At 39.7% G+C, this 24,832-nt stretch carries 24 protein-coding genes; 2 read left to right on the top strand and 22 right to left on the bottom strand.

The genetic code is table 11. The annotated features are described in order from the left end of the window. Positions 1-7 precede the first annotated feature (7 nt). Positions 8-1,216: a cell wall hydrolase gene (locus T498_RS14465; protein ID WP_051524518.1), complete on the bottom strand. Its 1,209-nt coding sequence runs from the start codon at positions 1,214-1,216 to the stop codon at positions 8-10. A 186-nt stretch (positions 1,217-1,402) separates the two neighbouring features. Here T498_RS14465 and T498_RS0100830 point away from each other — a divergent pair, with 186 nt between their 5' ends. Beyond that, positions 1,403-2,461: an undecaprenyldiphospho-muramoylpentapeptide beta-N-acetylglucosaminyltransferase gene (locus tag T498_RS0100830; RefSeq protein WP_028234273.1), complete on the top strand. Its 1,059-nt coding sequence runs from the start codon at positions 1,403-1,405 to the stop codon at positions 2,459-2,461. 68 nt (positions 2,462-2,529) lie between these two features. Here T498_RS0100830 and T498_RS0100825 read toward each other — a convergent pair whose 3' ends face one another. The 6 genes from T498_RS0100825 to dapF form a co-directional block, all read right to left on the bottom strand. Next, positions 2,530-2,946: an HIT family protein gene (locus tag T498_RS0100825; protein ID WP_028234272.1), complete on the bottom strand. Its 417-nt coding sequence runs from the start codon at positions 2,944-2,946 to the stop codon at positions 2,530-2,532. 20 nt (positions 2,947-2,966) lie between these two features. Beyond that, entirely contained in the window at positions 2,967-3,959 is a 993-nt protein-coding gene (locus T498_RS0100820; protein WP_028234271.1) for a hypothetical protein, read from the bottom strand. Then, on the bottom strand, positions 3,956-4,633 hold the full coding sequence (locus T498_RS14460) for a rhomboid family intramembrane serine protease (RefSeq protein ID WP_242839191.1): 678 nt from the start codon (positions 4,631-4,633) through the stop codon (positions 3,956-3,958). The genes T498_RS0100820 and T498_RS14460 overlap by 4 nt, the downstream gene beginning before the upstream one ends. Before the next feature lie 2 nt (positions 4,634-4,635). Next, entirely contained in the window at positions 4,636-5,529 is an 894-nt protein-coding gene (dapA, locus tag T498_RS0100810; protein ID WP_028234270.1) for a 4-hydroxy-tetrahydrodipicolinate synthase, read from the bottom strand. Further along, positions 5,516-6,988, bottom strand: coding sequence for a UDP-N-acetylmuramoyl-L-alanyl-D-glutamate--2,6-diaminopimelate ligase (locus tag T498_RS0100805; RefSeq protein ID WP_028234269.1), 1,473 nt, complete (start codon positions 6,986-6,988; stop codon positions 5,516-5,518). Before T498_RS0100805 ends, dapA begins: the two co-directional genes overlap by 14 nt. Before the next feature lie 67 nt (positions 6,989-7,055). Beyond that, positions 7,056-7,889: a diaminopimelate epimerase gene (gene dapF / locus T498_RS0100800; RefSeq protein WP_028234268.1), complete on the bottom strand. Its 834-nt coding sequence runs from the start codon at positions 7,887-7,889 to the stop codon at positions 7,056-7,058. Between the two features lie 230 nt (positions 7,890-8,119). On the opposite strand from dapF, the gene T498_RS0100795 reads away from it, so the two are divergent. Beyond that, complete coding sequence (locus T498_RS0100795) at positions 8,120-8,977, top strand: AraC family transcriptional regulator (protein ID WP_028234267.1); 858 nt, start codon at positions 8,120-8,122, stop codon at positions 8,975-8,977. A 1-nt stretch (position 8,978) separates the two neighbouring features. On the opposite strand, the gene T498_RS0100790 is transcribed toward T498_RS0100795, so the two are convergent. The 15 genes from T498_RS0100790 to T498_RS0100705 all read right to left on the bottom strand — a co-directional run bounded on the left by T498_RS0100790 (position 8,979) and on the right by T498_RS0100705 (position 24,830). Continuing rightward, on the bottom strand, positions 8,979-9,788 hold the full coding sequence (locus T498_RS0100790; protein WP_028234266.1) for a nitroreductase family protein: 810 nt from the start codon (positions 9,786-9,788) through the stop codon (positions 8,979-8,981). 322 nt (positions 9,789-10,110) lie between these two features. Continuing rightward, positions 10,111-11,016: a J domain-containing protein gene (locus T498_RS14455; RefSeq protein ID WP_036977586.1), complete on the bottom strand. Its 906-nt coding sequence runs from the start codon at positions 11,014-11,016 to the stop codon at positions 10,111-10,113. A 571-nt stretch (positions 11,017-11,587) separates the two neighbouring features. Beyond that, entirely contained in the window at positions 11,588-11,914 is a 327-nt protein-coding gene (locus T498_RS0100770) for a hypothetical protein (RefSeq protein ID WP_028234264.1), read from the bottom strand. A 753-nt stretch (positions 11,915-12,667) separates the two neighbouring features. Continuing rightward, entirely contained in the window at positions 12,668-13,483 is an 816-nt protein-coding gene (locus T498_RS0100760; protein ID WP_028234262.1) for a class I SAM-dependent methyltransferase, read from the bottom strand. Between the two features lie 147 nt (positions 13,484-13,630). After that, the gene (gene secA, locus T498_RS0100755) at positions 13,631-16,198 is read right to left on the bottom strand and encodes a preprotein translocase subunit SecA (RefSeq protein WP_028234261.1); all 2,568 of its coding nucleotides are present in this window, start codon (positions 16,196-16,198) and stop codon (positions 13,631-13,633) included. An 82-nt stretch (positions 16,199-16,280) separates the two neighbouring features. Further along, positions 16,281-17,405, bottom strand: a complete 1,125-nt coding sequence (locus tag T498_RS0100750) for a DUF6382 domain-containing protein (protein ID WP_028234260.1) — start codon at positions 17,403-17,405, stop codon at positions 16,281-16,283. A 3-nt stretch (positions 17,406-17,408) separates the two neighbouring features. Beyond that, positions 17,409-17,615, bottom strand: a complete 207-nt coding sequence (locus T498_RS0100745) for a hypothetical protein (RefSeq protein ID WP_028234259.1) — start codon at positions 17,613-17,615, stop codon at positions 17,409-17,411. Further along, complete coding sequence (locus tag T498_RS16010; protein ID WP_051524517.1) at positions 17,612-18,049, bottom strand: prepilin peptidase; 438 nt, start codon at positions 18,047-18,049, stop codon at positions 17,612-17,614. Before T498_RS16010 ends, T498_RS0100745 begins: the two co-directional genes overlap by 4 nt. A gap of 11 nt (positions 18,050-18,060) precedes the next feature. After that, positions 18,061-18,765 (bottom strand): hypothetical protein, encoded by a 705-nt coding sequence (locus T498_RS0100735; protein WP_207638266.1) that lies wholly within the window; start codon positions 18,763-18,765, stop codon positions 18,061-18,063. 271 nt (positions 18,766-19,036) lie between these two features. Next, positions 19,037-20,533 carry a DUF5702 domain-containing protein gene (locus T498_RS0100730; protein WP_028234257.1) on the bottom strand — a complete coding sequence of 499 codons (1,497 nt, stop codon included), beginning with the start codon at positions 20,531-20,533 and terminating at the stop codon, positions 19,037-19,039. Beyond that, positions 20,533-20,718, bottom strand: a complete 186-nt coding sequence (locus tag T498_RS0100725) for a Flp1 family type IVb pilin (protein ID WP_028234256.1) — start codon at positions 20,716-20,718, stop codon at positions 20,533-20,535. The genes T498_RS0100730 and T498_RS0100725 overlap by 1 nt, the downstream gene beginning before the upstream one ends. 16 nt (positions 20,719-20,734) lie before the next feature. Beyond that, a complete protein-coding gene (locus T498_RS0100720; RefSeq protein WP_028234255.1) occupies positions 20,735-21,940 on the bottom strand; it encodes a type II secretion system F family protein in 1,206 nt (401 codons plus the stop codon). After that, positions 21,924-22,691: a type II secretion system F family protein gene (locus T498_RS0100715; RefSeq protein ID WP_028234254.1), complete on the bottom strand. Its 768-nt coding sequence runs from the start codon at positions 22,689-22,691 to the stop codon at positions 21,924-21,926. Before T498_RS0100715 ends, T498_RS0100720 begins: the two co-directional genes overlap by 17 nt. Then, entirely contained in the window at positions 22,628-23,839 is a 1,212-nt protein-coding gene (locus T498_RS0100710) for a CpaF family protein (RefSeq protein ID WP_028234253.1), read from the bottom strand. The genes T498_RS0100715 and T498_RS0100710 overlap by 64 nt, the downstream gene beginning before the upstream one ends. Beyond that, on the bottom strand, positions 23,832-24,830 hold the full coding sequence (locus tag T498_RS0100705) for a hypothetical protein (protein WP_028234252.1): 999 nt from the start codon (positions 24,828-24,830) through the stop codon (positions 23,832-23,834). The genes T498_RS0100710 and T498_RS0100705 overlap by 8 nt, the downstream gene beginning before the upstream one ends. Positions 24,831-24,832 lie beyond the last annotated feature (2 nt).

Genomic DNA, 24,832 nt, shown 5'->3' with positions numbered 1-24,832 from the left:
GCTTATTTTAGTAGAAAACGTGGTTGCCGATAATAAGGCCTTCTTTTGAACCTGCACGTCTAAAGTGTGTTAATCCACCTGTTGGGTCAGAACCTGCAAGCGCCTCCTGAGCAGCCTGTACACATGATGCCTTTGGTCCTCTTGAAAGAACTGATGACATACGTGATGTAGAGAACTGTCCTCTAGCAAAAATTACGCCATTAACTGAGTTTGGATATGCACCGCTGTGAACACGGTTCATAACAACTGCACCAACTGCAACCTGTCCCTCATATCCTTCATTACCAGCTTCAATCTGAATGATTGCTGCAAGTAACGCAACATCATCTGCAGAATCAACAACTGCCTGATTTGCTGCTGCAGCTGCTTCGGCCTGCTCCTTAGCAGCCTTTGCTGCCTCTTCAGCCTGACGAGCTGCTTCTTCAGCTGCGGCCTTTGCCTCAGCTTCTTCCTCTAATGTGATAGCCTCACCAGTCTCCATATCTACCTGAACGTATTCAGCCTTAACAAAGCCTGATACATTACCATCAGAAACTGCTACCCAGCCATCAACTGCTTCTACATCGGCATCAACTACAAGCTTTGTGCCCTGAGAAACAACCTTTAATATCTTAGCATCCTCAGATGCTTCTTCACGAATACGAAGTCCTGCAACATCTGTTGTAGCGTATGAGCTGCAAATATCAAGGGCATACTCATATGCTTCAATACCTGTTACACAATAATCTGCTGATACAAAACCATGAGCATTGCCTGACTCAATTTCATACCAACCATCAAATACATCTACAAGTGTAGCAACATCGCCTGAGCGAAGCTTTGCAACGGCCTCTGAATCACCGTTAGCTTCTGAACGAATGTAGAGATAATCATCTACAGTCGCCATAACCTTATCAGCCCACTCATCATAAGCGTCTGCTAATTCTGGCTCAACCTGATCAGTTGTAGCAGCAACTACAGAAACATCTGCAGATGCATATACGATATCTGTATCTCCTGCCTGAAGCTCCATTGCTGATACTGCTGAAAATACACCTGCTGTACTAGCTGGCTTCACCTCAACAGTTGTGCTTACCTTCTTAGGTGCGCATGTGTATGCACCTGTGAATAAAAGTATTGTTGCTAATGCAAGAGCTCCTGACTGCATGCTGCGTTTGTTAATATGTTTTCTATTCTTAGCATACATAACAGAAAGATTTTCTTTTAATTTAATCATAAGCCTCCGCGCTTTTTTACAAAAGTTTTCTATTTGTTACAAACTTGTTACGGCTGTTACTATAACATTATTACAATTAAAAGTCAAATTTTGCGGTTTTTGTCACCCTCATATTTGACTTTTTTAGTCGACTTGCTATGATTAGATTGTTTGATTATTACTTATTAAAATAAGAGGTTTTATATTATGAAGACTATAGTTATGACAGGAGGCGGAACTGCCGGACATGTCACTCCTAACCTGGCCCTCGTTCCACTTCTCAAAGAACACGGATATGATGTGGCCTATATCGGTTCATATAATGGTATTGAAAAGAAGCTTGTTGAAGATGCTGGCATCACATACTACGGCATTTCCTCAGGAAAGCTTAGAAGATATTTTGATTGGAAAAACTTTACGGATCCTTTCAGAGTAATAAAGGGTTTTTCAGAAGCTAATCAGTTGCTCAAGCACTTAAAGCCTGATGTTGTTTTTTCAAAGGGCGGATTTGTTTCTGTACCTGTTGTAATGGCTGCTGGTCGTCAGCATATTCCAGCCATTATCCACGAGTCCGACATGACTCCAGGTCTTGCAAATAAGCTTGCTATTCCTTTTGCTTCTAAGGTATGCTGCAATTTTCCAGAGACCTTGGAATACTTGCCAGAAGGCAAAGCTGTACATACAGGCTCTCCTATTAGAAAGGAGCTTTTCTCAGGAAATCGCGAAGCTGGTCTTTCTTTCACAGGATTCTCAGCTGATAAGCCAGTAATCCTTATTATGGGTGGCAGTATCGGTTCTAAATTTATTAACAACGCTGTTTGGGAATCACTTGATACATTACTTGAGAGATTCCAGATTGTTCATCTGGTTGGCAAAGGAAATATCAACAATGAATTGATTGGCCGTGCTGGTTATCAACAATATGAATTTATCAGTGAACAGCTTAACGATATTTTCGCAATGACAGACCTTATGATTAGCCGTGCCGGTGCTAATTCAATCAGCGAGATTCTTGCTCTGAAGATTCCTAATATTCTGATTCCACTTTCTGCAAAAGCTAGTCGTGGCGATCAGATACTTAACGCTGAAAGCTACAAGAAGCAAGGATTCTCTACTGTTCTTCAGGAGGAAGAACTCACAAGCGAACTTCTAATTAATTCTGTAGAAGACGTATATGGACGTCGCGAAGAAATCATCAATCGTATGGCTGAGTCGAAACTTTTAGACGCAAATCAGACCATTCTTGATTTGATAATGAATTGTTAAAAATAGCCCCTGTACCATCAATCTACTGTTTCATTCAGTTAGATTTGATAGTCACAGGGGCTTTTAGTTTACATGCTTAATTTTTCTACAACTTCTTTTGTCTCTTCATCTGTAAAGCTCTGGTGGCTCCATCCGCAGAGTGTCTTATCTGGATCATCCTCATATCTAGGGATAAGGTGAATATGGAGATGATGAACTGTCTGTCCAGCAGCTTCTCCATTATTCTGAACCACGTTGATTCCAGCACATCCAAGCTTTGCCTTCATATTGTTTGCAAGCTTTTTAGCAAGAGGAAGTGCTTTAGCAAGAACGTCATCATCTGCCTCTAAAAGATTAGCAAAATGGTTCTTTGGTAAGATAAGTGCATGGCCCTTTGTAGCTGGGTCTGCATCCAAAATCACTTTAAAATCTCCATCTTCGTAAATTGAATTGGTAGGTATATCACCATTTGCCAATTTACAAAAAATACAATTGTTGTCCTTCATTTCATTATCCTCCTGTGTCTCTAACTAAAAGTAAATATTTCATCAAGCATTCTAAGTGTTCTGAAATTGCCCTTTGCAGTCATATCTCCCACTGAAAAAGCTCTTTGGAATGTCTCTCGTCCTGCCACGATGTTATCCATAATGTTGCCCGTAAGCTTCATATAAACATCGATATTTTCATCCTTACCATAGCGGCAATCCATCTGCTCTCCATCTGCACAAACAAGAAGTGGCTGCTCCTTGCCGTCTATCATGAAAAGATATTTAGCAGTGAACTCTGGATTCCCCCTAAAATGAACTTTGAAATCATTAATGTATTCATTGCTGCTATCTTCCTGCTTTTGGCCCATCATATTTCTAAACATGCTGGTAAGATCCGCAATATCTGCCTTCTGTGTCTGAACATATTCATCATCAGAAACAAACTTGGATAGCTGCTCTGTTTCCTGAGGCGAAAGCTCAAGCTGAGCTGTACGCAAAATGCTTCTGGTAACAGCCTGATTGCTGGTAGGCAAGCCTTTTGTATGCTGAGAAATGGTACGATACAATGTCTCAACCTTCTTTTCGATGATGTGAGCATATTCCGTATTTTCACGGAATTCTTTCACATCCTCCACATAGCCACAGAAGCCTGAGCATGGCAAACCACCAAGGATTTCCCAGGCATTTTCAAGGGTAACCATAGCTTCCCTTTCACCGTAGGTTGTGGACATAACCACCGGTTGCATGTAGGTAGTGGAAAGGGCAGTCTTATCTGCATACAGCCAACATGCATCCAAAAACTGATTCATGAACCCGCCGATTCCAAGCCATTCAACTGTAGTGGCCAAAATAATACCATCTGCATCCTTAAGTGTCTGCGGAAGCATAGAGATAGCATTCTTCTGCTCATAGATGTTATAGAGCTTTACTTCAACCTGAAGTTCAGTAAGCACTTGCTCCATTTTGTTGATAACGTATAGGGTTGGATCCTCTAAAAGGCCCCTTCCGCCATAGTAAATGTTTACCTTCATTTTTGCCCCTCTTCGTCTTCGTTCCTACTTAAAGTATATGTTTTTTCACCCTTAAAATCAACGTGTGCCGCCTTTATTAATGTGGTAATTCCATAGCTGAAAAAGGTGAAAATCATCCCCGAAACAAAGCCACCTATGTGGCCTACATTGTCTGTGCCGGCCGATGTAAATCCAAAATACAATGTAAGTACTGCCATAAAAAGCATTCGTTTTATGCTGATACCATTATATCGCCCCTTATTTACGACAATGACTATAATCATGCCTCCAACAATGCCAAATATCGCCCCAGAGGCGCCTGCGACAATATCTTCCTTTCGCATTAGACACATATAAAAGAATGACAAAAAGGAGCCAGATAATCCTGACCCCAAATAAATTCCTAAATAACGCACTGGCCCTACAGCTCTTTCAAATATCTGTCCAAGTAAAAACAGTAGGAGCATGTTATTCATCAAATGTTCAATTCCAAAATGCATGAAGTTAGATGTGAACAGCCTGTACCATTCACCATTTTGAAGCACCATGTGTGGATTCATGGCTCCGTTTAAGAGCATGAAAATAGCATCTGTAGTGTCACCCATGAATTCCAAAACTACAAATGTAATTATATTTGCTAACACAAGTATAAATGTAATTGGTGTTTCCTTAGGATTGAAATATTCGTCCTTCAATATTATGCAAGCATTTCCTGTGGCATTCTGCTAAGCAACTTGCTCATAGCCACCTTATGCTCTTCCTCCATCTCTGTAAGTGGAAGTCTTAAGCTTCCTACATTAAATCCTAACATATTCATTGTAGATTTAACAGGGATTGGATTTACTTCGCAAAACAGCGCATCAACTAATTCTAAATAATCAAGCTGAAGGCGTCTTGCTTTCTTCTCATCACCATTTAAGTACTCCATTACCATATCGTGTGTACCCTGTGGTGCAACGTTAGACAATACAGAAATTACGCCAATTCCACCAAGTGCGAGGATTGGGATAATCTGATCATCATTTCCTGAATAAATATCAAGACATCCGCGGCAAAGGCTGGCAAGCTTTGTAATCTGAGAAATATCTCCACTGGCTTCCTTGATGCCTACGATATTTTTATGCTCAAGGCCAAGTTTCATAGCTGTTTCTGGTAAGATGTTGCAGCCTGTACGGCTAGGCACATTGTACATGATGATAGGAAGGTCAATTTCCTTTGCAATTGTAGAATAATGTTTATATAAGCCTTCCTGTGTGGCCTTGTTGTAGAAAGGTGTGACGATAAGAAGTCCATCTACACCAAGTTTTTCAAGCTTCTTTGAAAAATCAATTACAAGCTTAGTAGAGTTGGCACCTGCACCTGCAATTACAGGGATGCGATGATTTACTCTTTTTACTGTAAAATCAATGACTGAAAGCTTTTCTTCCTCGCTCATTGTGGCTGGCTCACCTGTAGTGCCGCACACAATAATAGCGTCTGTATGTCCTTCAATCTGTCTATCGATAAGTCGTCCAAGCATGTCATAATTTACGGTTTCATCTTCGTTGAATGGAGTGATTAGTGCTACTCCTGCACCCTTAAATAATGTCATTGCCATCCTCCTTAATAATCTCTGCAATGAGTTCTCGCTCATCCATGTGGTGCTTAACACCCTTAATTTCCTGATAATCCTCGTGGCCCTTACCTGCAAGAACGATGATGTCACCTTCCTTTGCATTTGTAAGGCAATATCTTATAGCTTCCTTACGGTCTGGCACTGTCACGTACTCACCGTCAGCCTTTTTAACACCGATTAAGATGTCATTAATAATATCCATTGGCTCTTCATTACGTGGGTTGTCTGATGTGACAACTGTAAGGTCTGCAAGCTTTGAAGATACCTCACCCATCTCGTAGCGACGGCTCTTAGCACGGTTTCCACCACAGCCAAAGAGACAAACCAATCTGCCTGGCTCGTAAGCCTTGAGTGTTGTAAGAAGGCTCTCAAGTGCCATGGCATTATGTGCATAGTCAATCATAACTGTAAACTTGCTTGAAACTGGAACAAGCTCGATACGTCCCTTTACATGCACATTCATAAGTGCAGACTTAATCTTGTCCTCAGCCACATTAAACTGCTTGCAGATAGCAACTGCTGTAAGTGAATTGTAAACAGAAAATGTACCTGGTACATTTACCTCTACATCCATGTTTTCCTTGCCAGCGATGTGGTAGCGAACTCCAAGAGCACCATTTTCATTAAGAAGCTCTACATTTTCAGCAATAAGGTCGTTATCCTTGCCATATCCGTATTTGATAACATCGCAAGTGTGTCCCTTAAGGATACCTTCGATGTGCTCGCTGTCGCCGTTGAAGATACCGGTCTTGCTCTGCTGGAAAAGTAAGCTCTTACAGTGCATATAGTCCTCAAAATCCTTGTGCTCATTGTCGCCGATGTGGTCTGGTTCAAGGTTTGTAAATACACCGATGTCAAAAGTGAAGCCTGAAACTCTGTGAAGCATAAGTGCTTGTGAGCTAACCTCCATAACTACTGCATCACATCCTGCATCTACCATCTGTCTGAAAAGCTCCTGAACACGGTATGATTCTGGTGTTGTGTTTACAGATGGAATGTGCTCGTCACCTACGATTGATTCGATGGTGCCGATAAGACCAGTCTTGATGCCAGCCTTTTCAAGGATAGACTTAACCATGTATGTAGTGGTGGTCTTTCCCTTTGTACCTGTGATACCGATAGTCTTAAGCTCCTTTGCTGGATGACCAAAGTAAGCAGCTGATGTAATGGCAAGTGCCTGACGGCTGTTCTTTACTTTTATATATGTGATGCCATCTACTGGCTCTACGTCCTTTTCAATGATGATTACACTGGCACCCTTTTCGATTACATCAGGGATAAAATCGTGTGCATCCCTAACTGTACCTGAGATGCAGACAAACACGCTATCCTTCTCTACCTTTCTAGAGTCGTATACCAATGTGGAGATTTCTTTATCAAGCTCTCCTGCATATAATTCATAATCTAATTCATTTAATAATTCACAAAGTTTCATTATTTATCCTTTCCATTGTAGACTTCTCCCTATGGGCGAAGCTGTCAGCGCAGCTGACTGATGAGGGTTATACCTCTATCTCTCCACTAAACACTTCTGTAGCTGGTCCTGTCATGAATACATGATTTGTCGCGCGGTCATATTCAATAGTCAAATCTCCACCACGAAGGTGAACAAGCACCTTATCCTCTGTCTTTCCATTTAAGATGCAAGCCATCACGCAGGCACAGGTGCCTGTTCCGCAAGCCCATGTCTCGGCACTGCCTCGCTCCCACACTCGCATATTTGCCTCTGTTCTGCTGATAATCTGAACAAATTCTGTATTGGTGCGCTTTGGAAATCTTTCGTGATTTTCAAATAGCGGCCCGTAGGTCTCAAGCGGGAAGCTAGCTGTATCATCTACAAACACAACTGCATGTGGGTTGCCCATAGAAACACAAGTCATATTCCATGTCTTTCCACCTACCTCGATTGGCTCGTTTATTACTCGGTCATTTGATGACACCACTGGAATCTCTGCTGGTGTGAGGATTGGTTCTCCCATATCTACACGAACCTGCTGAACCTTACCGTTTTCTGGGAAAAGAATCAGTGTAAGGACTCCGGCACCAGTCTCAACTGTGATTTCAGTCTTGTCTGTGAGCTTGTGGTCATAAACATATTTGGCAACACAGCGGATACCATTTCCGCACATCTCTGCCTCTGAGCCATCTGCATTATATATGTGCATTCTGAAATCTGCCTTATCAGATGGGCCTATGGTGATAAGGCCGTCTGAACCGATTCCAAAATGTCTATCACTTACCTTAATAGAAACTTCTGCTGGGTTTTCTAGGTTTTCTTCAAATAGGTTTACGTAAACATAATCATTTCCGCAACCATGCATTTTTGTAAATTTCATGATAATCAATATGTTACTATTCGCAGTTATAAATGATTAATAAAAAACTCTTGTCAAACTTGTTTGTAAAAGAGTTTTTAGTAATCATTTATAAACTGGAATCAGTGACTCCCCCTATATTTAATCATAACTTTAGTATACTCCGCACTTTTTGATTTATCTAGTCAGATTAGTGCCCTAAATATTGCAAATAGTGCTTCTAATGTTATAATTCTATTTAGGAGGATGCCATGGAATCATATTCAAAGAAGGGTTATTTATACGATAATTTTAAGATTTTCCATCTAACAGATACTAATCTTGGAGAGATTGATTTTCACTATCATGATTTCCACAAGGTTCTGATTCATCTATCTGGCAATACTTCTTATTCAATAGAAGGCCAGACTTTTGATCTTCAGGCAGATGATATTGTGTTTGTCACCGCAGGCGAGGTGCATCGTCCTATTTTTCACGACGATTCCACCTATGAAAGAATCATTATATATATTTCTAAAGAGTTTTTGGCTGAGTATAGCCAGGCCGGCAATGATTTATCTTATTGCTTTAGAAATGCCATGGAAAAAGGTTCTCACGTGCTTCGAATGCATTCTTTTAAGAATTCGAAAGTAGCTGCAGCCGTCTCTCGTCTAACCGCTAACCTTGGCAAGGATGACTATGCAAATGAGTTGCTTATGCAGGTTCTATTTTTAGAATTTATGGTTGAGCTTAACCGAGCTGCAATTGGAAATGAAGTGGAATATATCAATACCAATTACGCGGGCTCAAAAATCGGCGATATTATCCACTATATTAACGAGCATCTAAAAGAAGATTTATCGGTAGATGTAATAGCTGGACAGTTTTTTCTTTCAAGATATTATCTAATGCACACTTTTAAAGAAGAAACCGGCTATACCATAGGAAATTATATTACAATAAAGCGCCTATCACATGCGCAAGCCCTTATAGATAAAGGGACCGCAATCGCATCGGCTGCCGAGCAAGCAGGCTTTGGCACATATTCTACTTTTCTTAGAGCATACAAAAAGACCTATGGCACCAGCCCTAAGAAAAAGGCGGTGTCACAGGCCTCATTTTCATTTTAATTTACCAAATGTAGCTTGCTACATATTCAGTTTTTTCAGGGAGTTGGATGCCTGGGTCGCTTATCTTAAATGTTAGTTTCTTGCCTTCTTCACGGCACTGTGCCTCAAAATGATAAAGAGCAATTCCCATATCCACTTTCTGTAAATCATACGTGCCATTGTCATAGCCTTTATCTTTCTTTTCGAAGAAATGAGCAGCATTTTCTGTAACAACAACTCTCCATGGCTGTTTATTTACTGCAGAAGGAGCAAGTCTAACTGCTTCAAGGGCTGCATTTACCTCAAGCTTTTTAGCATCATCCTCAGATAAAGCTGTACTGAAATCATTTTTGAAAAACAATTCCGCGAAATCGTATCTGGTATCAGCCTTAACTCCCTTACGCATAAGGGTTTCCTTCAAGCCCATTTTGCTTGCCACATAGCCAATAGGGCTCATGCAAGGCATTAACTCACCATCCTTTAATTCACAAGCTTTTTCAAATTTATCACGTGGCAATGTTCCACCAATCCAAACTGTTCCAAGGCCTTTGTTTACTGCATACATCAATAGCTCTTCAAAACTATAGCCGTAGGCAACATCAGCATTTTTTACAGCCTTTACTTTTGCGGCAATATATTCTTTTTCTCCAGAAAGAACTGGGCTTGATAATCCATGCTTCTCTCTATCTAAGAAAACAAATTCCACTGGAATGTTGTAAGGATTAACTATTGTTTGCGCATAGCTTTTCAAATCCGCGATAACTTCCTCGCTGATTCCTTTGCCATCAAAGGTTCTAACGCTTCTTCTATTTTTAACATCATCAATAAACATCGCTTTTACCTCCAATCATTTATCATTTTACACTATTTGATTGTGCCAAACCATTAAATCTCTTATTTTTGTGCGATATGTACAGTTTTGATGGTTGACTTTTATATAATATGTATAACTAGTCAATGGAAGTTTCCTAAAATCGTGGTATTCTATAGATGTTGATTGAGAAGTTTATAGGAGGTTTTATCATGAACATTTTCAAAGAGTTATTCGACAGTGAGAACGGAACAGTTATGACATTCATCGATTATCTTAAGAGCGGCTACATCGATTAATACTAGATAAATCAACAGCTACATCAAACCGATGTAGCTGTTTTTTATTGCTGAGCGTAGGCTCTTAGCAACTCTTCTATCTTAAGATTTTTACTCTCAATATCTGTTTTTCTTTCTTTATTTAATCTTAACCACAATGCAACTTCTGCATATCTTCCTTTTGATCTTGCTTTTAGTTTCTTCTCCACCACCTGCATCTTCACTTGCACTGCGTGACCTTCTAACAATGGAATAATTACATAATACAGCCTATCATCCTTGAAACTTAAATATCCAAGTATCTCCCCAGATATATTTCGAATATATAGTCTATGATTTGTAATCCCTGCTGGATAAAGTGATGTTCCAACCTTTGGAATAGCTTTATCTGATTCCATTTCAAGCATTGCAGACACTTTAAAATCAGAGCCTTCTTTGGTTGCAAGTTGTTGAAGGCTTGTAAGCCCATCAATATACTGGCTAGTGAGAAGGTACGTAAGGTCCGCCAAATACTTTTGCTTTGTTATTTCTGCAGGCTCATTGCCAATGCCTCTAGCATCTATCAGCAAATCTTTTGCTGTTTCGTAAACACTCTTTAAAAACATTGGAAATTCTTCATCCATCGTCCAAATATATTTACCTCTGGCAACTTCAATTGTGCCGATTACTTCACCATCATAGTCTTCTATCTGATGCAGTATCGGTCTTTCTGTAAATGCATTTTTGTTTTCTTTTGCCTTCCAGACTGTTTGAGTTTTCTTATTTTTAGAAGACTTTACTTCACTTTTGGCAAAACCATCCTTTAAAAGCTCATAGGCTGTGTTAATTTTGGCAGCGGTCTTTGAACTAGCATCATTTTGGGTATTGTCTGGATGATAGTCATGCATCAGTTTTCTATATTTACTTTTTATTTCCTTTGGTGTCTCTGCACCTGTAAGACCAAGGATTTTCTTTGCTTGTGCTTTATTCATGATTCCTAGATTACTTTCTTTAATTCTATATTGTAATTTATCTAAAGAATCCTATAATATCAAGCTTTTCGTTTTATATATTGCAGTTTTACATGCATTTCATTTTTATTTGATTTTCTACTATTTTCATATTTAGGCCGCTCTTTGAGGATTCCATTGACAGCAGCAAATTCTCCCCTAGTCGCAGGTTATTATTCTCGTACTCATGGAACTTTTCCATTGTTCTAACTGCATACTCCCCCTGGTCAATCAGCCCTAAGTGTTCCCAGTAAATAGTCTTTCTAGTTCTTTTATTTAGTATTGCAAAATCTGGACACAAGCTTTGACCATTCTCAAGTTTTAGCCTGGGCTCATACACATAAGGAATATCGTATTTATGAAAGAGATCAGCTAGGATTTTTTCCGACTTAGACCGCACCTTCTCGCCTTTAGAAGTATAAATATTACTTTCTATTGGATAGCTATTTTGCCCACCCTGATTTTCTTCATACCAGCGGCTAATGAAAGCTTCGTCACTTTCTATAATCGGAGTGATAAATGTCTTTTTTGATTGAGCTTGTTTCTCGTAGATTTATTTAACCAGCTCTAAATCCACTTCCTTAAGGTCTTTGGATATCCTTGTTAATTTCTTTTGGATTTTCAGGAGGGTTTTGTTTACTGAGAGGTCGTAGTCCCGCTGAATTATTGGGGCGTATTTGATGATGTCTGAAGATTTGATGTACTTGCGAGTTTGGGTGCTAGTATCGTAGCAATAAAGTTGCTCTAATCCATGGCTTCGACTATGTTGGATATGTTTTCCGTCAAATTTTTTCGCCTTTGTGATACCTTTATTCGTTTTAATTATTAGATTGTTAATCAAAATCTTATATTCTTCTATTTGCTTTATAATTTCTTTCATTTAAATCTCCATTTCTTTATACATCGACTCAAAAAACAGTGTAATCATATTGAGTTATTGAAAGCGCTGTCCTGTCACCTATTGCAAATCTCCTTAAACAGCGTTTATGCTTTTAGCAATATTTTTACGCTGTTTGATAATTAATATAATGTCTCGCAAAACAGCGTATTTATAATTATTGAATCTATGTACTGTTTTTATCTATAAGAATCCTTTATCATCACCGCGCTTGCGATTTATTAGATTCCTTACGCTGTTTTTTTATAAGACTTAAACAGCGTTAATCATTAACATTTCTTGTTTAGCGGTAAAACTGCTTACTTCCATTCTTATTCCAACAGTGCTTTTTATTTTTATAGCCCTTTGCGCTGTTTACACGCCGCTTCTACAAAATTTCTAACAGCGTTTATTTAATTCTTGATTATTTGCACTGCCTTTTTTGGCTTGGGCGACGGCCTGGCGACAGTATATAGATTCCTGAAAAACATCAGTTTTTCAGGAATCGTAAATACCATGAAAATAGATTTATCTATTTTCATGTCCTGCAAAGCAGGATTCTTGCTGACAATTTCATTGTTCTGTCAGCAAGAAGTCATACCTTTTTCTTTTATTTTGGCACTGCCTCTGGCCGTCAGGCTAGGCAGTGCCAAGGGCTATTTCTCTTTTGTTACTGTGGTGGGATTAGAATTGAACAGTGCGAGCCGCAGTAGCGGCCGCACTGGGTTAAAGATATTAAGTGATATAACTGTGATTCTATGATTTCTGTAAAATGTCGACTGTGTGGGCGCTGGCGCCGAGCAAGTCGGCGCGCTCGCAGACGGCCATCTGATACTGTATGAATGCCTTAAACTGCTCCTCGGTCAGGGCGTTGACCTCCCGGCGCATGTGATTGGCAGGGCCGTCTGGCGATATGATTTGTACGCGGGTCAGCTCAGCGTCCAAATTCAGCGATTCAATATCCTCTGTGCGCATAAACGCGTACAAATCATCAGCGCCCGGCCGTACGTGGTAGGCTTCGTCCAGCTTTCCTTCAGCAATATTCTCTAAGACGTGGCCCTCCTTGATTCCATAAGTCAGGAAGGCATACTCATTCATTACATATGCTACAAGTATAAATCCGCCAGGACGGGTCACTCGCTTTGCTTCAAGCAATGCCTGAAGCTGCTCCTCGCGAGTCTTTAAGTGATACATTGGTCCAAACAAAAGGGTAAGGTCAAAAGAATCGTTTTCAAAACGCTTCAGCTTCAAGGCATTGCCCTGGTAGGCCTTCACCCCTGTGCCCTTGGCTTTCAGCATGCCAAGGTTGTGCTTTACAAGCTCCACTGCGGTAACATCATACCCCTCTTCCCAAAGAGGGATACTGTAGCCGCCGGTGGCGGCTCCAATATCAAGAATCTTGATATCGGATTTGTCTTTAGGCTCAGCTTCTGGCATTTCTTGCCCCTGTTCAAGCATATCCAAATATTTATGGACATACTTCATGGTCACTGTAAATTCCATAATGCCATGACGGCTTTTTAGTCGTTTGTCTTCGTTAAATTTATTATAGTATTCTTCCAAGTTTGTCATATTTACCCTCATCCACCGCTAAAGCGGTCCCCCTTCCCCCTGTAAACAGGGGGAAGGCTATATTTTAAAAGGCCTCATACTATGTATGAGGCCCCAATAATCAGTAATTTAGTTTTTGGCATGCCTGACGGGAAGACACATCCCTTCTTAGTGCCTACCGCAACACTGCTTATACTTTAATCCGCTTCCACAAGGACATGGATCATTTGGGAAAACCTTCTTTTCCTTGCGAACCTTTGGTCCTGAAGAAGCTGTGTCGTCTTTGTTTGTGCCAGTAACCTTGGCTACTTCCTCACGCTCTACCTTCTTTTCAATGCGGATACGATATAGCATTGTAAGTGTGTCATTGATGATTGCTGCATTCATTGCATCAAGCATGTCGTAGCTGGCTGCCTTGTACTCATCAACTGGGTTACGGTTACCGTAAGCCTGAAGACGGATGCCCTGACGAAGCTGCTCCATGTCGTCGATTTCTTCCATCCACTTGCGGTCAATAACTCTAAGAAGAATTACACGCTCAACCTCTCTAAACTGCTCTGGCTGCTCGAATTCTTTTTCCTTCTTAGCGTACATATCAAGTGCGATTTCTGTAAGCTTATCCTTAAGCTCTTTCTTTTCTTTGATATTGCCAATTGAAAGCTTTGTCATAACAGGCACTGGGATTACAGGGCAAAGTAAGTGGTTAAGCTCCTGAAGCTCCCAAAGATCTGTCTCAACATCATCTGGAATAGTCTTTTCAACGCACTCATCAACCTTGTCACGAATCATGCCAAGAATCTGCTCGTGCATATCCTCACCCATAAGTACACGGCGACGCTGCTTGTAAATAAGCTCACGCTGCTCATTCATTACCTGATCGTAATCAAGCAAGTTCTTACGAGCTGAGAAGTTATTTTCCTCTATCTTCTTCTGTGCCTTTTCGATGGCATCAGAAAGCATTGGATGTTTAATCTGCTCACCTTCTGGAACGCCAAGTGCATTAAACATACCAATCAAACGGTCTGAACCGAAGAGTCTCATAAGATCGTCTTCAAGTGAAATGAAGAACTGTGACTCACCGACATCACCCTGACGTCCTGAACGTCCACGAAGCTGATTATCAATACGACGTGATTCGTGACGCTCTGTACCGATAATCTTAAGACCACCTGCTGCACGTGCATCCTCATCAAGCTTAATATCAGTACCACGACCAGCCATGTTAGTCGCGATTGTAACTGCACCATGCTTACCAGCTTCTGCTACGATTTCAGCTTCCTTCTCGTGGAACTTAGCATTTAATACGTTGTGCTCGATTCCTTCGCGACGAAGCATCTTTGAAACGAGCTCTGAAATATCAATATCAATAGTACCTACTAGAACAGGCTGTCCCTTATCATGAGCCTTCTTAACCTCTTCTACTACGGCTTTATACTTTTCTTTCTTTGTCTTGTAAACTGCATCATCATGATCAATACGCTGTACTGGACGATTAGTAGGAACTTCTACAACGTCCATTCCGTAGATATCACGGAACTCCTGCTCCTCAGTAAGAGCTGTACCTGTCATACCAGCCTTCTTGTCATATTTGTTGAAGAAGCTCTGGAATGTGATGCTAGCAAGTGTCATTGACTCACGTTTAACTTCAACGCGCTCTTTTGCTTCAATGGCCTGATGTAAACCATCTGAATAACGACGACCTGGCATGATACGACCTGTGAATGAATCTACGATCATTACCTGTCCGTCTGAAACAACATAATCCTGATCCTTAAACATAAGGTTGTGAGCACGAAGTGCAAGGATGATGTTGTGCTGAATCTCAAGGTTCTCTGGGTCTGCAAGGTTATCAATGTGGAAGAACTGCTCAACCTTTGTAACACCTTCTGCTGTAAGGTTAACTACCTTATCCTTTTCATCTACGATGAAATCACCAGTCTCGTTACGCTCAACGCCCATGATGGCATCCATCTTAGAGAATTCTGGAAGATCCTCGCCTCGCTTGAGCTGACGAGCAAGAACATCGCAAAGTTCATAAAGCTTTGTAGACTTGCCTGACTGACCTGAAATAATAAGAGGTGTACGTGCCTCATCAATAAGAACTGAATCCACCTCATCGATGATACAGTAGTGAAGACCACGCTGTACCAAATCCTTCTCGTATACACACATGTTGTCACGAAGGTAATCAAAACCAAGCTCGTTGTTAGTGATGTATGTGATATCACAATTGTATGCTGCCTGACGCTCTTCTTTTGTCATGTCGTTAAGAACAACACCTACTGTAAGGCCAAGGAAACGGTGAACCTCACCCATCCACTCGGCATCACGCTTAGCAAGGTAATCGTTAACTGTAACGATGTGTACGCCCTTTCCCTCTAAGGCGTTCAAATATGCTGGAAGTGTTGATACTAATGTCTTACCTTCACCAGTACGCATCTCTGCGATACGCCCCTGATGGAGGATAACACCACCGATTAACTGAACACGGAAGTGCTCCATACCAAGTGCACGCTTGCCGGCTTCGCGAACTACTGCATAAGCCTCTGGTAAGATATCATCAAGAGTCTCTCCTTTTGAAAGACGCTCTTTAAACTCGATTGTTTTGCCACGAAGCTGCTCATCTGAAAGAGCCTGCATTTCAGGGCGAAGTTCCTCTATTTTATCCACGATAGGCTTAATACGTTTAAGCTCTCGCTCGGAATGTGTTCCGAATATTTTGCTGATAATGCTCATTTTCATTTCTCCTAATCTAGGGTTTCCCCACAAACTCCTACTATTTTAACAGAAAACATAGGAGTTCACAATAAAGAGATACTTAATAAAAGATATAGGATTCGCTTGCAAACTTTATTCTATCCATTGGATTTAGCTTGTATGATTTTCTATAGGCTAGAGGTAGACTATTTATAAAACTTCCATTTGTGCTATTTGAATCACATAGATAGAAATCATTACCTTCTTTTGTGATCTTCGCATGGTTTCCGCTTACTGTCTTCGCCTTTAATACAGCGTCATTGTTTTTGGCTGTTCCAATCTTAAAAATGTCTTTTGTGATTATAAAATCATCCTCGTTATTGTTCCCATCGTACACAAGGCGCCCCACAGGCTTTGTCTCTGTTAGAAGCACTGTCTTTTCCTCAAGCTCATAATCAGGATCAAATACAAAATCCTCCGATGCCTTCTCGGTATCTATGTCCTCAAATCTTAATTTTGAAAACAGGTTTCTCAGTTTTTCAAATGGTCCCTCTCTTCTGTTATCTTCATTTGCGCCCATTTCTATATAATCCGTAATATATTCTGATTCCTGTGTTGCATCATATACAGCTGAGTTATCCACATCGTCATCATCTAGAGATACTTTTTCCACATAGATTTGTGGTTTTTCACATTTGATTTTTTGGAGACAATCTATCACCTCATCCAAGGTATAGTCTTCCTTTAGGCATATTTCATAGGCTGCATATATCTGCTTTGAGATTTCCCTATCGCTTATCGTAAGCTTTGTAATGAAATACTCCATTACCTCTCTAAACTGCTCTTGGACAGAGCCGGAATTCTTTGGTAAATAGCATAAATTCACCTGATAGCTGTCACCGCCTTTTTCCAGAAATATTGTCTCCTTGTTCAGAAGGATATGATTTTCATCAATAAGATATTTGCTTATTTCGTCTAGTGCAATTTTGATATTTATGATTAGACGAGAAAGATTTTCCGCATCTAAATCACGTGATTCCACAAAATCTTCCAGGTTCTCCATTCGGCTTATTTTGTAGCTAAGCTTATCCACGCCATTGATAGAAACTGATGTCATATCCAGTAATGCCCTAATGTCATTGGACTTTATCATTTTGGTCTCATAGCTCTTAGAATCTAAATTAGCATCGATAATCATATAGCTTTCGTTATGTTTTCTCTCGTATTCAATATTTGTTAGTTCCATTGTCTAATTTGTTATGGCATGAATCACACCCATTACTCCTTCCTTCAATCTAAATAGGGAAACTGCATCAAAGCTGTCTTCCTTATACTTCACATATTCAATTACAACCTTAAACACTTCGTAAGACAAAATCACCGCCATGCCAAACAGAATAAAACAAAAACTGATTACAATTGCGGCTTCCACTGTGTAACTTCCCTTTAATTTCATACCGCACCACCTCTAAACATTTGAAGTGCAAATAGTGCTAAATACCCCATCAAAAGAAAAGGTACGAAGGGTAATTCCTGGCACTTTGAATTATCGCATTTACGAAGTGTTATTACGCCAATTACTGCTGCAAAGATACAGCTTATCCATAAAAGCACCAGTGTATTTATAAATCCTAAATACAAGCCCGTGACCATGATTATGTATGCATCCCCTTTTCCTATCTTTTCTTTTGACAGGATGCTAAAAATCAAAAGGCCGAGGCCTACTCCTACGCCGCCTAAAATGCTAAGGGCGCTCTTTGATGGAAATGCTATATTTAAGGCAATTCCCAAAACGGCAAAAATAATTATTTCATTCAATCTAACCTGCTTTGTTCTAATATCATCAAAACTGGTTAATCCATATAAACAAACTAATCCTAAGCTTTCCAAAACTCTTCCTCCTAATGAGGTGCACCGCATTTGCTACAGGGCCTCATTTTATCATTAACTTCCTCATATAGAACTTTTTTAATATCATGCTTTATTTCTGTGCAATTCACATCGCTGTGATAGGCCGTTCCATAATCTGTGATGTACAAAAATCCACCTTCTTTTACACCTTGGCACCTTTTGCACTTATAGTAGATGGCCCCGGATTTATTTCTCTTTGCAGACACTTCTGCTTTTTCTATACGATGAACACTTGGGTTTAGATATGTACAATAATAGTTGCTATGGTACACTTCTCCATGCTCTGTAATGTACACATATTGCCCGTCACTTTGATTCTCTGATTTATCATAGCCAACCCATTTTCTGTTTCGGGCTCTCTGGTCCACATCAAATTTAAACTTCCCAAGCAAACCCACGGGAAAAGTCATCTTATAGCTGACTTTTAAGTCTATGTAGTTTCCTTCAGCTGTGCTTTCAAGGAAATTGATGCCTGCTGCACCACCATCAATAAAGGCAAGTGGCACATCATTTTCTGCCACCTGATATCCAGCCAGGGCTATGGTAGATGCTAAAAGTGCCGCCTCCGACAGCTCGCCTTTTATTGTGGAATCCTCACTGCTTGGATCCACATCCTTATCCGATTCACCTGTGTTTGAAACATTGCCAAGTGTTACTGCCATGGTCCTGCTGGCGAAATCTATGGACTGCTGCATCCCCGACTCTACTTGAAGTAGCCTAAACAAAAAGATTCCGAAAACCATTAGTGTAATAAAAAGCGGGATTATCACAGCTGCCTCAATTGTGTAACTGGCCTTTTTCAAGGAGGCATAAATAGGCATCTCTAGCTTTCTTATCTTTTTACTATTGAGTACAACTTTTCTAAATCTAAATCTGTTAATAAGTTCTTTGTTTTTGCTCGGTGCAAATGAGCAATGGGATTTCTTTTTTAATAGAGACACCTATTTACGCCCCCTTTCTAAAAATTTAGTAGCATAAGTATTTTTCCTTGGTCAGTTCATATCCTTCGATTGTGTTTCCAGTAGAAAACAGAGATAAAAACATCTCACTTCCAGTGAATCCAATTTCCATATTTGCGGCAAAAATCATATTGTCGCACTTAACATTTTTATAATCATCTGTACCATGCAGTGCTGTTTCCATCACATCACATGCTCGCATTGCCAGAGTTTCATTTGATTGCAGTGCCAAAAAGCCCATAAGATACTCTTTATATCCAATGCCACCTTTGCATTCTTTTGCCTTTGTCTTTACATCAAAGCAGGCTGAAAGATGCCACACATCTGATGTCCATTCTTCACTGCTTTTAATAATGGAGACCTTGCCTCCTGCTAATAGCAAGCGGATATCCAAGGTGCTTTCCGCATATGCCCATGCGCCAATAATCGCATATTTAACTGCTTCTATGATTGCTGGATTCATTGTAAAGCCCGCCAATATTTCTGCTATTGCCTGGGCCTGATTCACCATACTTGGTGTTTTAAGAATTGTTGCATAGTTGGCTGATTCTCTTATGACCATAAGCTCTTCAACAACTGCTGCAAGACTTTGAGCATCTGTTTCTTTTCCAGATACGAGATATTCTATTTCATACTGCATGCCGGCATGTTTTCTGTCCATACCATAATAACTGTAATTTGTGAGAAGATAATCGATGAATAATGCCTTATCTGTAATGCCTGTGCTATAAGCTACTTCCCCAGTGCCTGCATTTAAGCTTCGGTGAGACGGAAGATTATCTAAATCTACTCTTTTATCAGATAAACTATCAGCATCAACAACCGTAGCAAGCAATCCCTTTGATAAGGCTTCTTTCATGGTGCTAAAAGCATCCAGCGGATCATCCTCCACCTCTCCGGGGTCTGGATAATCGCTTGGATTGGTGTTGGGGTCATCGTCATTTGCTGCTGCCTCTTTAGCTGCGGCTAATTCTTCTTTGGCATTCTCCAAATCAGCCTTACCGCTTTGAGTCTGTTCATCCACATTAACTATTTCTACACCATTTACATCATTTACATTTCCCTGAACAGCATCTATCACCTGGGCAGCCATTCCATCTCTAGCCGCTTTGGTGCCAAGCATAATTACACCTTGGCCTAAGTTATCTGTTAGCAGAGAATACTGTTTTGCATTACAGCTGGCCGGGGTAAGCCTAGCATAGTTACTGCCGTAATCAATGTTTGAATTATAACGGCAGTAATCTAAAGTTTTTTGCTCTAAGATTGCTGGCCCGACGGCCTCTGTCCCATATCCTAAATCCACAGCCAGTATGCGATAATTGGCCCAAAGATATGGGTTGTATTCAGAAAATGCGCTTTCTACTGCCATGTCTGTATACTCACTGGCAAAATCATGTAATTCGTATATACGAATACACTCAGCCATGGTAAAAATAAGCGACATAACTGAAACCATTATCAGAGCAAAAAACACTGTTAGGCTTCCCTTTAGCTTTTTTCCCATTAAACCTTTCCTGCCTGGCTCTTGATTGTCTTGAAGATATCATTTACCAAAGATGTAAGCTGATCCTTGAAGATAAGTACTAAGCCAATGAGAACAACCAAAATCAATATCATCTCAACTGTTCCGATTCCATCTTCCTCCTGAATAAAATTTTTTATCTTTTGCTTAATCATTAAATAATTCATTTTCTTTATTTCCTTCCTATAAACTAAAACTTAATAACGCAGGTACAATCAGAATAACTATTACGATGAAAAGCATTCCTGCCATTGGTAGCAATAGTTTTGTAGATGCTTCCTCACCTGCTCTAATTGCTCGTTGCTTTCTCATTTCAAAAGCGTACTGTTCTTCTTTTTCAAGACTTGATATTAAATCTCTGGAACCTTTCTTTAGGTTTTGAACCAACATCATGGCAAGCTTTCTGTATTCCTTGCTATCACTTTTTTGCCCTAGGTCCTCAAGGGCTGCAATCTCTCCCATTCCGTCAAGCATTTTTCTGTAGGTGTAAAGCATGTCTTCATAGCCAGGGCGAATCTCTCCATCTGTTTTTCTTTTATTATATTTTCCAACAATTCGCTCTAAGGCTTTTCTAAAGCTCATGCCCGCACTAAGCAGTATTGATAATTCACTTATGATAAGTGGATAATCCTGCTCCTTTTGGGCTAATAGATTTTTGGCTTGCAGCTTCTCATCACGCTTTTCGCCTACCTGCAAGCCTACTACTGCTGCAATTCCTAGGAGGATCAGCTGTAGCCCTCTATAGTTCATTTTCTTAGACCAGGTGAGACTCATGTTCTCTACTTTTTTAGGCAAGACAAGATTATCTTCTGCCCTTGTTTTCTCATCCTCGTTTCTTACAGCTTTTTTGATTGCGTTGATTTTCCCTTCAGTTGTATCTATGCTGATAGGGCATACCACTACTGAAAAGCTATAAATCTCACCATAATCTTCGTAAGAAAGCTCAGCTATTACATTTACCACCTGACCCTCATCAGGTATGTTCTCCTCATTTAGCTTGCCCTCATCTGTTATGAGTCCATACTGATCAAATCGCCAATATGCCTGTATCAAACCATCACAATAGCTGGATTTGAAATTTAGGTCGTAGCAAACATTATTTGCCGATTCATTATTCCCTAAATATGATTCTTCAATCTCTTTTATTGCCTGTTTAAATTTAGACTGGACTTGCTTGTTCTTAAGTCCCTTTTCAGAAACTTCCACGGTCACTTCTTTATCTTCATCAAGAAACTGCAACTCCAAAGCTTCGCTTGCACTTCCCTGACCTGCTTCATTTCTTTTTAAAATTCCATCAAAATTCACCTTGTTGTCCATGTAATCATGGGCAAGCAATGCCAGCCCCATAATTATGCAAACAATAAGTATTTTCTTATACGTTGATTTCAATGATTCTCCTTCCAAGCATAATCAAAAAGCCATATGCAACCAGGCACACACTCATCAAAGTGATGCCGATGATATTTCCATAAAGCGGAGCAATAAACGAACTTGATGTAAGTGTGATGTACGCTAAAATACCCATAGGCATTACGCACATTACCTTTAGCTCTAGTCTCTTTTCCGTTGTTATGGTCTCTATCTCCTGCTTTATTGCCAGATTTTCCTCGATTTTGATAGCGGTCTCTCTTATGTTTTTTCCATAGTCTCCACCGCTTCTTTTGGCAAAGGATATGATATCTGCAAGGCTTATTGCTTCCTCCAGGTTCACCGCTTGAGCAAAGTCCATAAAGGCTTTTTCCAATTGAATGTTCATTGCAATTTTTTGATTCATCACATGCACATATGGAAGAATTACTGACCCATTTGGATATAATTTTTTTATTTCTATCTCGGATTGTTTTATAGCTCGCTCCAGAGAATATCCTGTCTGGAGACTTGCAACAATCATCATCATGTATTCTTTAAATTCTAGCAGCAACACGGATTTTCTTTTTGCGGCCTGTTCGTTTTTCCATAAGCGTAGCCAAAATGGTATAACTGCAACAGCTACCGCCATGCCCCAAATGGATCTGTAAAAAAGGAATGCAATCACAGCAGACAAACCAACTGATTGAAAATATGGCACTGTGTTTTTTATATTGATAGACCACTTGCCAGTAGTTTGTCTCTTCTTTTTAGGCTTCCTATCTTTTCCCATTCACCAACAATCCTTCCTTTTACTTCTTCAATTTCTTTGAACTTGTATAATGGATTCAGCAGTATCTCATTATCTTCAAGTCCAATTACCTCTGATATTTCTAATAGCTTTCTACTTTTGTCACGCAATCGGCCTAATTGAACAATTACATCTATGCCTGATGCAATTTGCTGCCTAATAGCAGTGAGTGGAATCTCCGCCCCCATCAGCACCATTGTCTCCAATCTTGAAAGCATATCTTTACAGGAATTGCTATGTCCTGTAGAGCAGCTGCCATCATGCCCTGTATTGAAAGCCTGCAACATTTCTAACGCCTCAGCACCACGACACTCTCCTACAATTATTCTATCGGGGCGCATTCTGAGGGATGACTTTAGCAAATCTCTAATAGTGATTTCATTGTTTCCTTCAAGGTTTGCATTTCTAGCTTCAAGCCTCACTATGTTTTCAACATTCTTTAGTTGAAGCTCTGCGCTATCCTCAATTGTGATCACTCTTTCGTCTTTTGGAATAAATTCTCCTAGTGCATTCAAAAATGACGTTTTGCCGCTACCTGTTCCGCCAGAGACAAATATGTTATACCCACTTATTACCAGCTTTCTAAGCAGCTCTATCTGTTCAGCAGATATAGAGCCATAGCTTTTCAACCTGTCCATTGTCATTTGTTCTTTTGGGAATTTTCTTATTGAGATTATGCTGTAATCTACTGCAGCCGGCGGCAATACGATGTTCACTCTGGAGCCGTCTTTTAGACGTGTGTCTACAATAGGATTTGATTCATTTACAACCTTATTACTGCTTCCTACGATACTTTGAATGATGTCATTTAACTTTTCTTCCGATGAAAATTTTTCCTCTGAATGAATGACCCTTCCATTCTTTTCTATGAAAATATTGTCAGGTCCATTTATCATTATTTCCGTTATCTCTTCATCGTTTAACAGGTCCTCTAAGACATCCAATTTTCGCAAAGAGTTAAACACATGAGATTCTATTCTTTTTCTTTCCTTGAGGGATACCGGGCGTATTCTGCCCATTTGAATTATTTTTTCTTTAATGAGTCTAAGAAGTGCTTCGTCTGAAATGTCCACCGAAAGATCTACGGCATCCATTACCTCTACTCTAATTTGTTCTTCTAGATTATCCATAATTTTCTTTCATACCTTGTCCATTTGCACTGAGTAATTTCTTTACAAATACACCTAAATTACCTTGCAACAGTTCTTCTATTTGATAGCTATTATCCGATAGATTTGACGCTGACATTGGTAGGATTACATTTTCCAAATTAATTTCAGCATCTAATTTTTCAATGTAATTAAAAAATATGTCCTGGCCCTTTTTGAAATAGTCTCCCGGCTTTCCTAAAACATATAGCTTATCCAACATCTGAATACATTTCTCAAATCCATTTATCGTTCTGCCAAATAGCACCACTATCATGTCGTAATCCATTTTTAGTAACAACTCAAATAAGCCTATCCAGCTTTCGCTATCAATTTCACTTATTTCATTAGGATTGATAAATGGTTCGATGTAATCAACGCCCATAAAGCTTCTGATATATTCACTTAAGTCAATATGGTTGGTGTTTGTATCTATTTCATATAGAAGATCCATCAGATTTCGTTCATTATTTTTACCGAGCAGCTTTGGCAAAATAGAAATCTCTTCCAGATCAAGAAACAAGATTTTTCCGTAGGTTTTACTAACCTGACTTAGCGCCATTGAAAATGGCAACTGTAGTTCATGGCATGTAGGTGAATAAACACCTACAAATTTAGACTTTGTATTAGAATTATGTATACTAGCACCAACGCATTTTACTTTCTTAAGTTCCTTTATTTCATCCATAATATTTGTCATCGACTGGTACTTATAAATGAAATTTGCGTCTTCATTGTCATGGCTTTCACATAAAAAGTACTTATGCTTAATCACCCCTTTGGGTCTAAACTCAGATATCTCTTTAAAATCTTCCGACATAATAGCGATATCATAATCACTATCATCAGAATAGAAGCCTTCTGTTGTTGTAAATATGTGTATCCCTACGTCCATATTATCCATAAGATAGGATGCAAATTTTAATATGTATTCATCGCAGGTATCACACAATGCAAGTTCCAAATTTTTCATTT

This window comes from Pseudobutyrivibrio sp. MD2005 (genome assembly GCF_000621865.1).
Taxonomy (GTDB): domain Bacteria; phylum Bacillota; class Clostridia; order Lachnospirales; family Lachnospiraceae; genus Pseudobutyrivibrio.
This window is presented reverse-complemented; position numbering and strand designations above follow the sequence as displayed.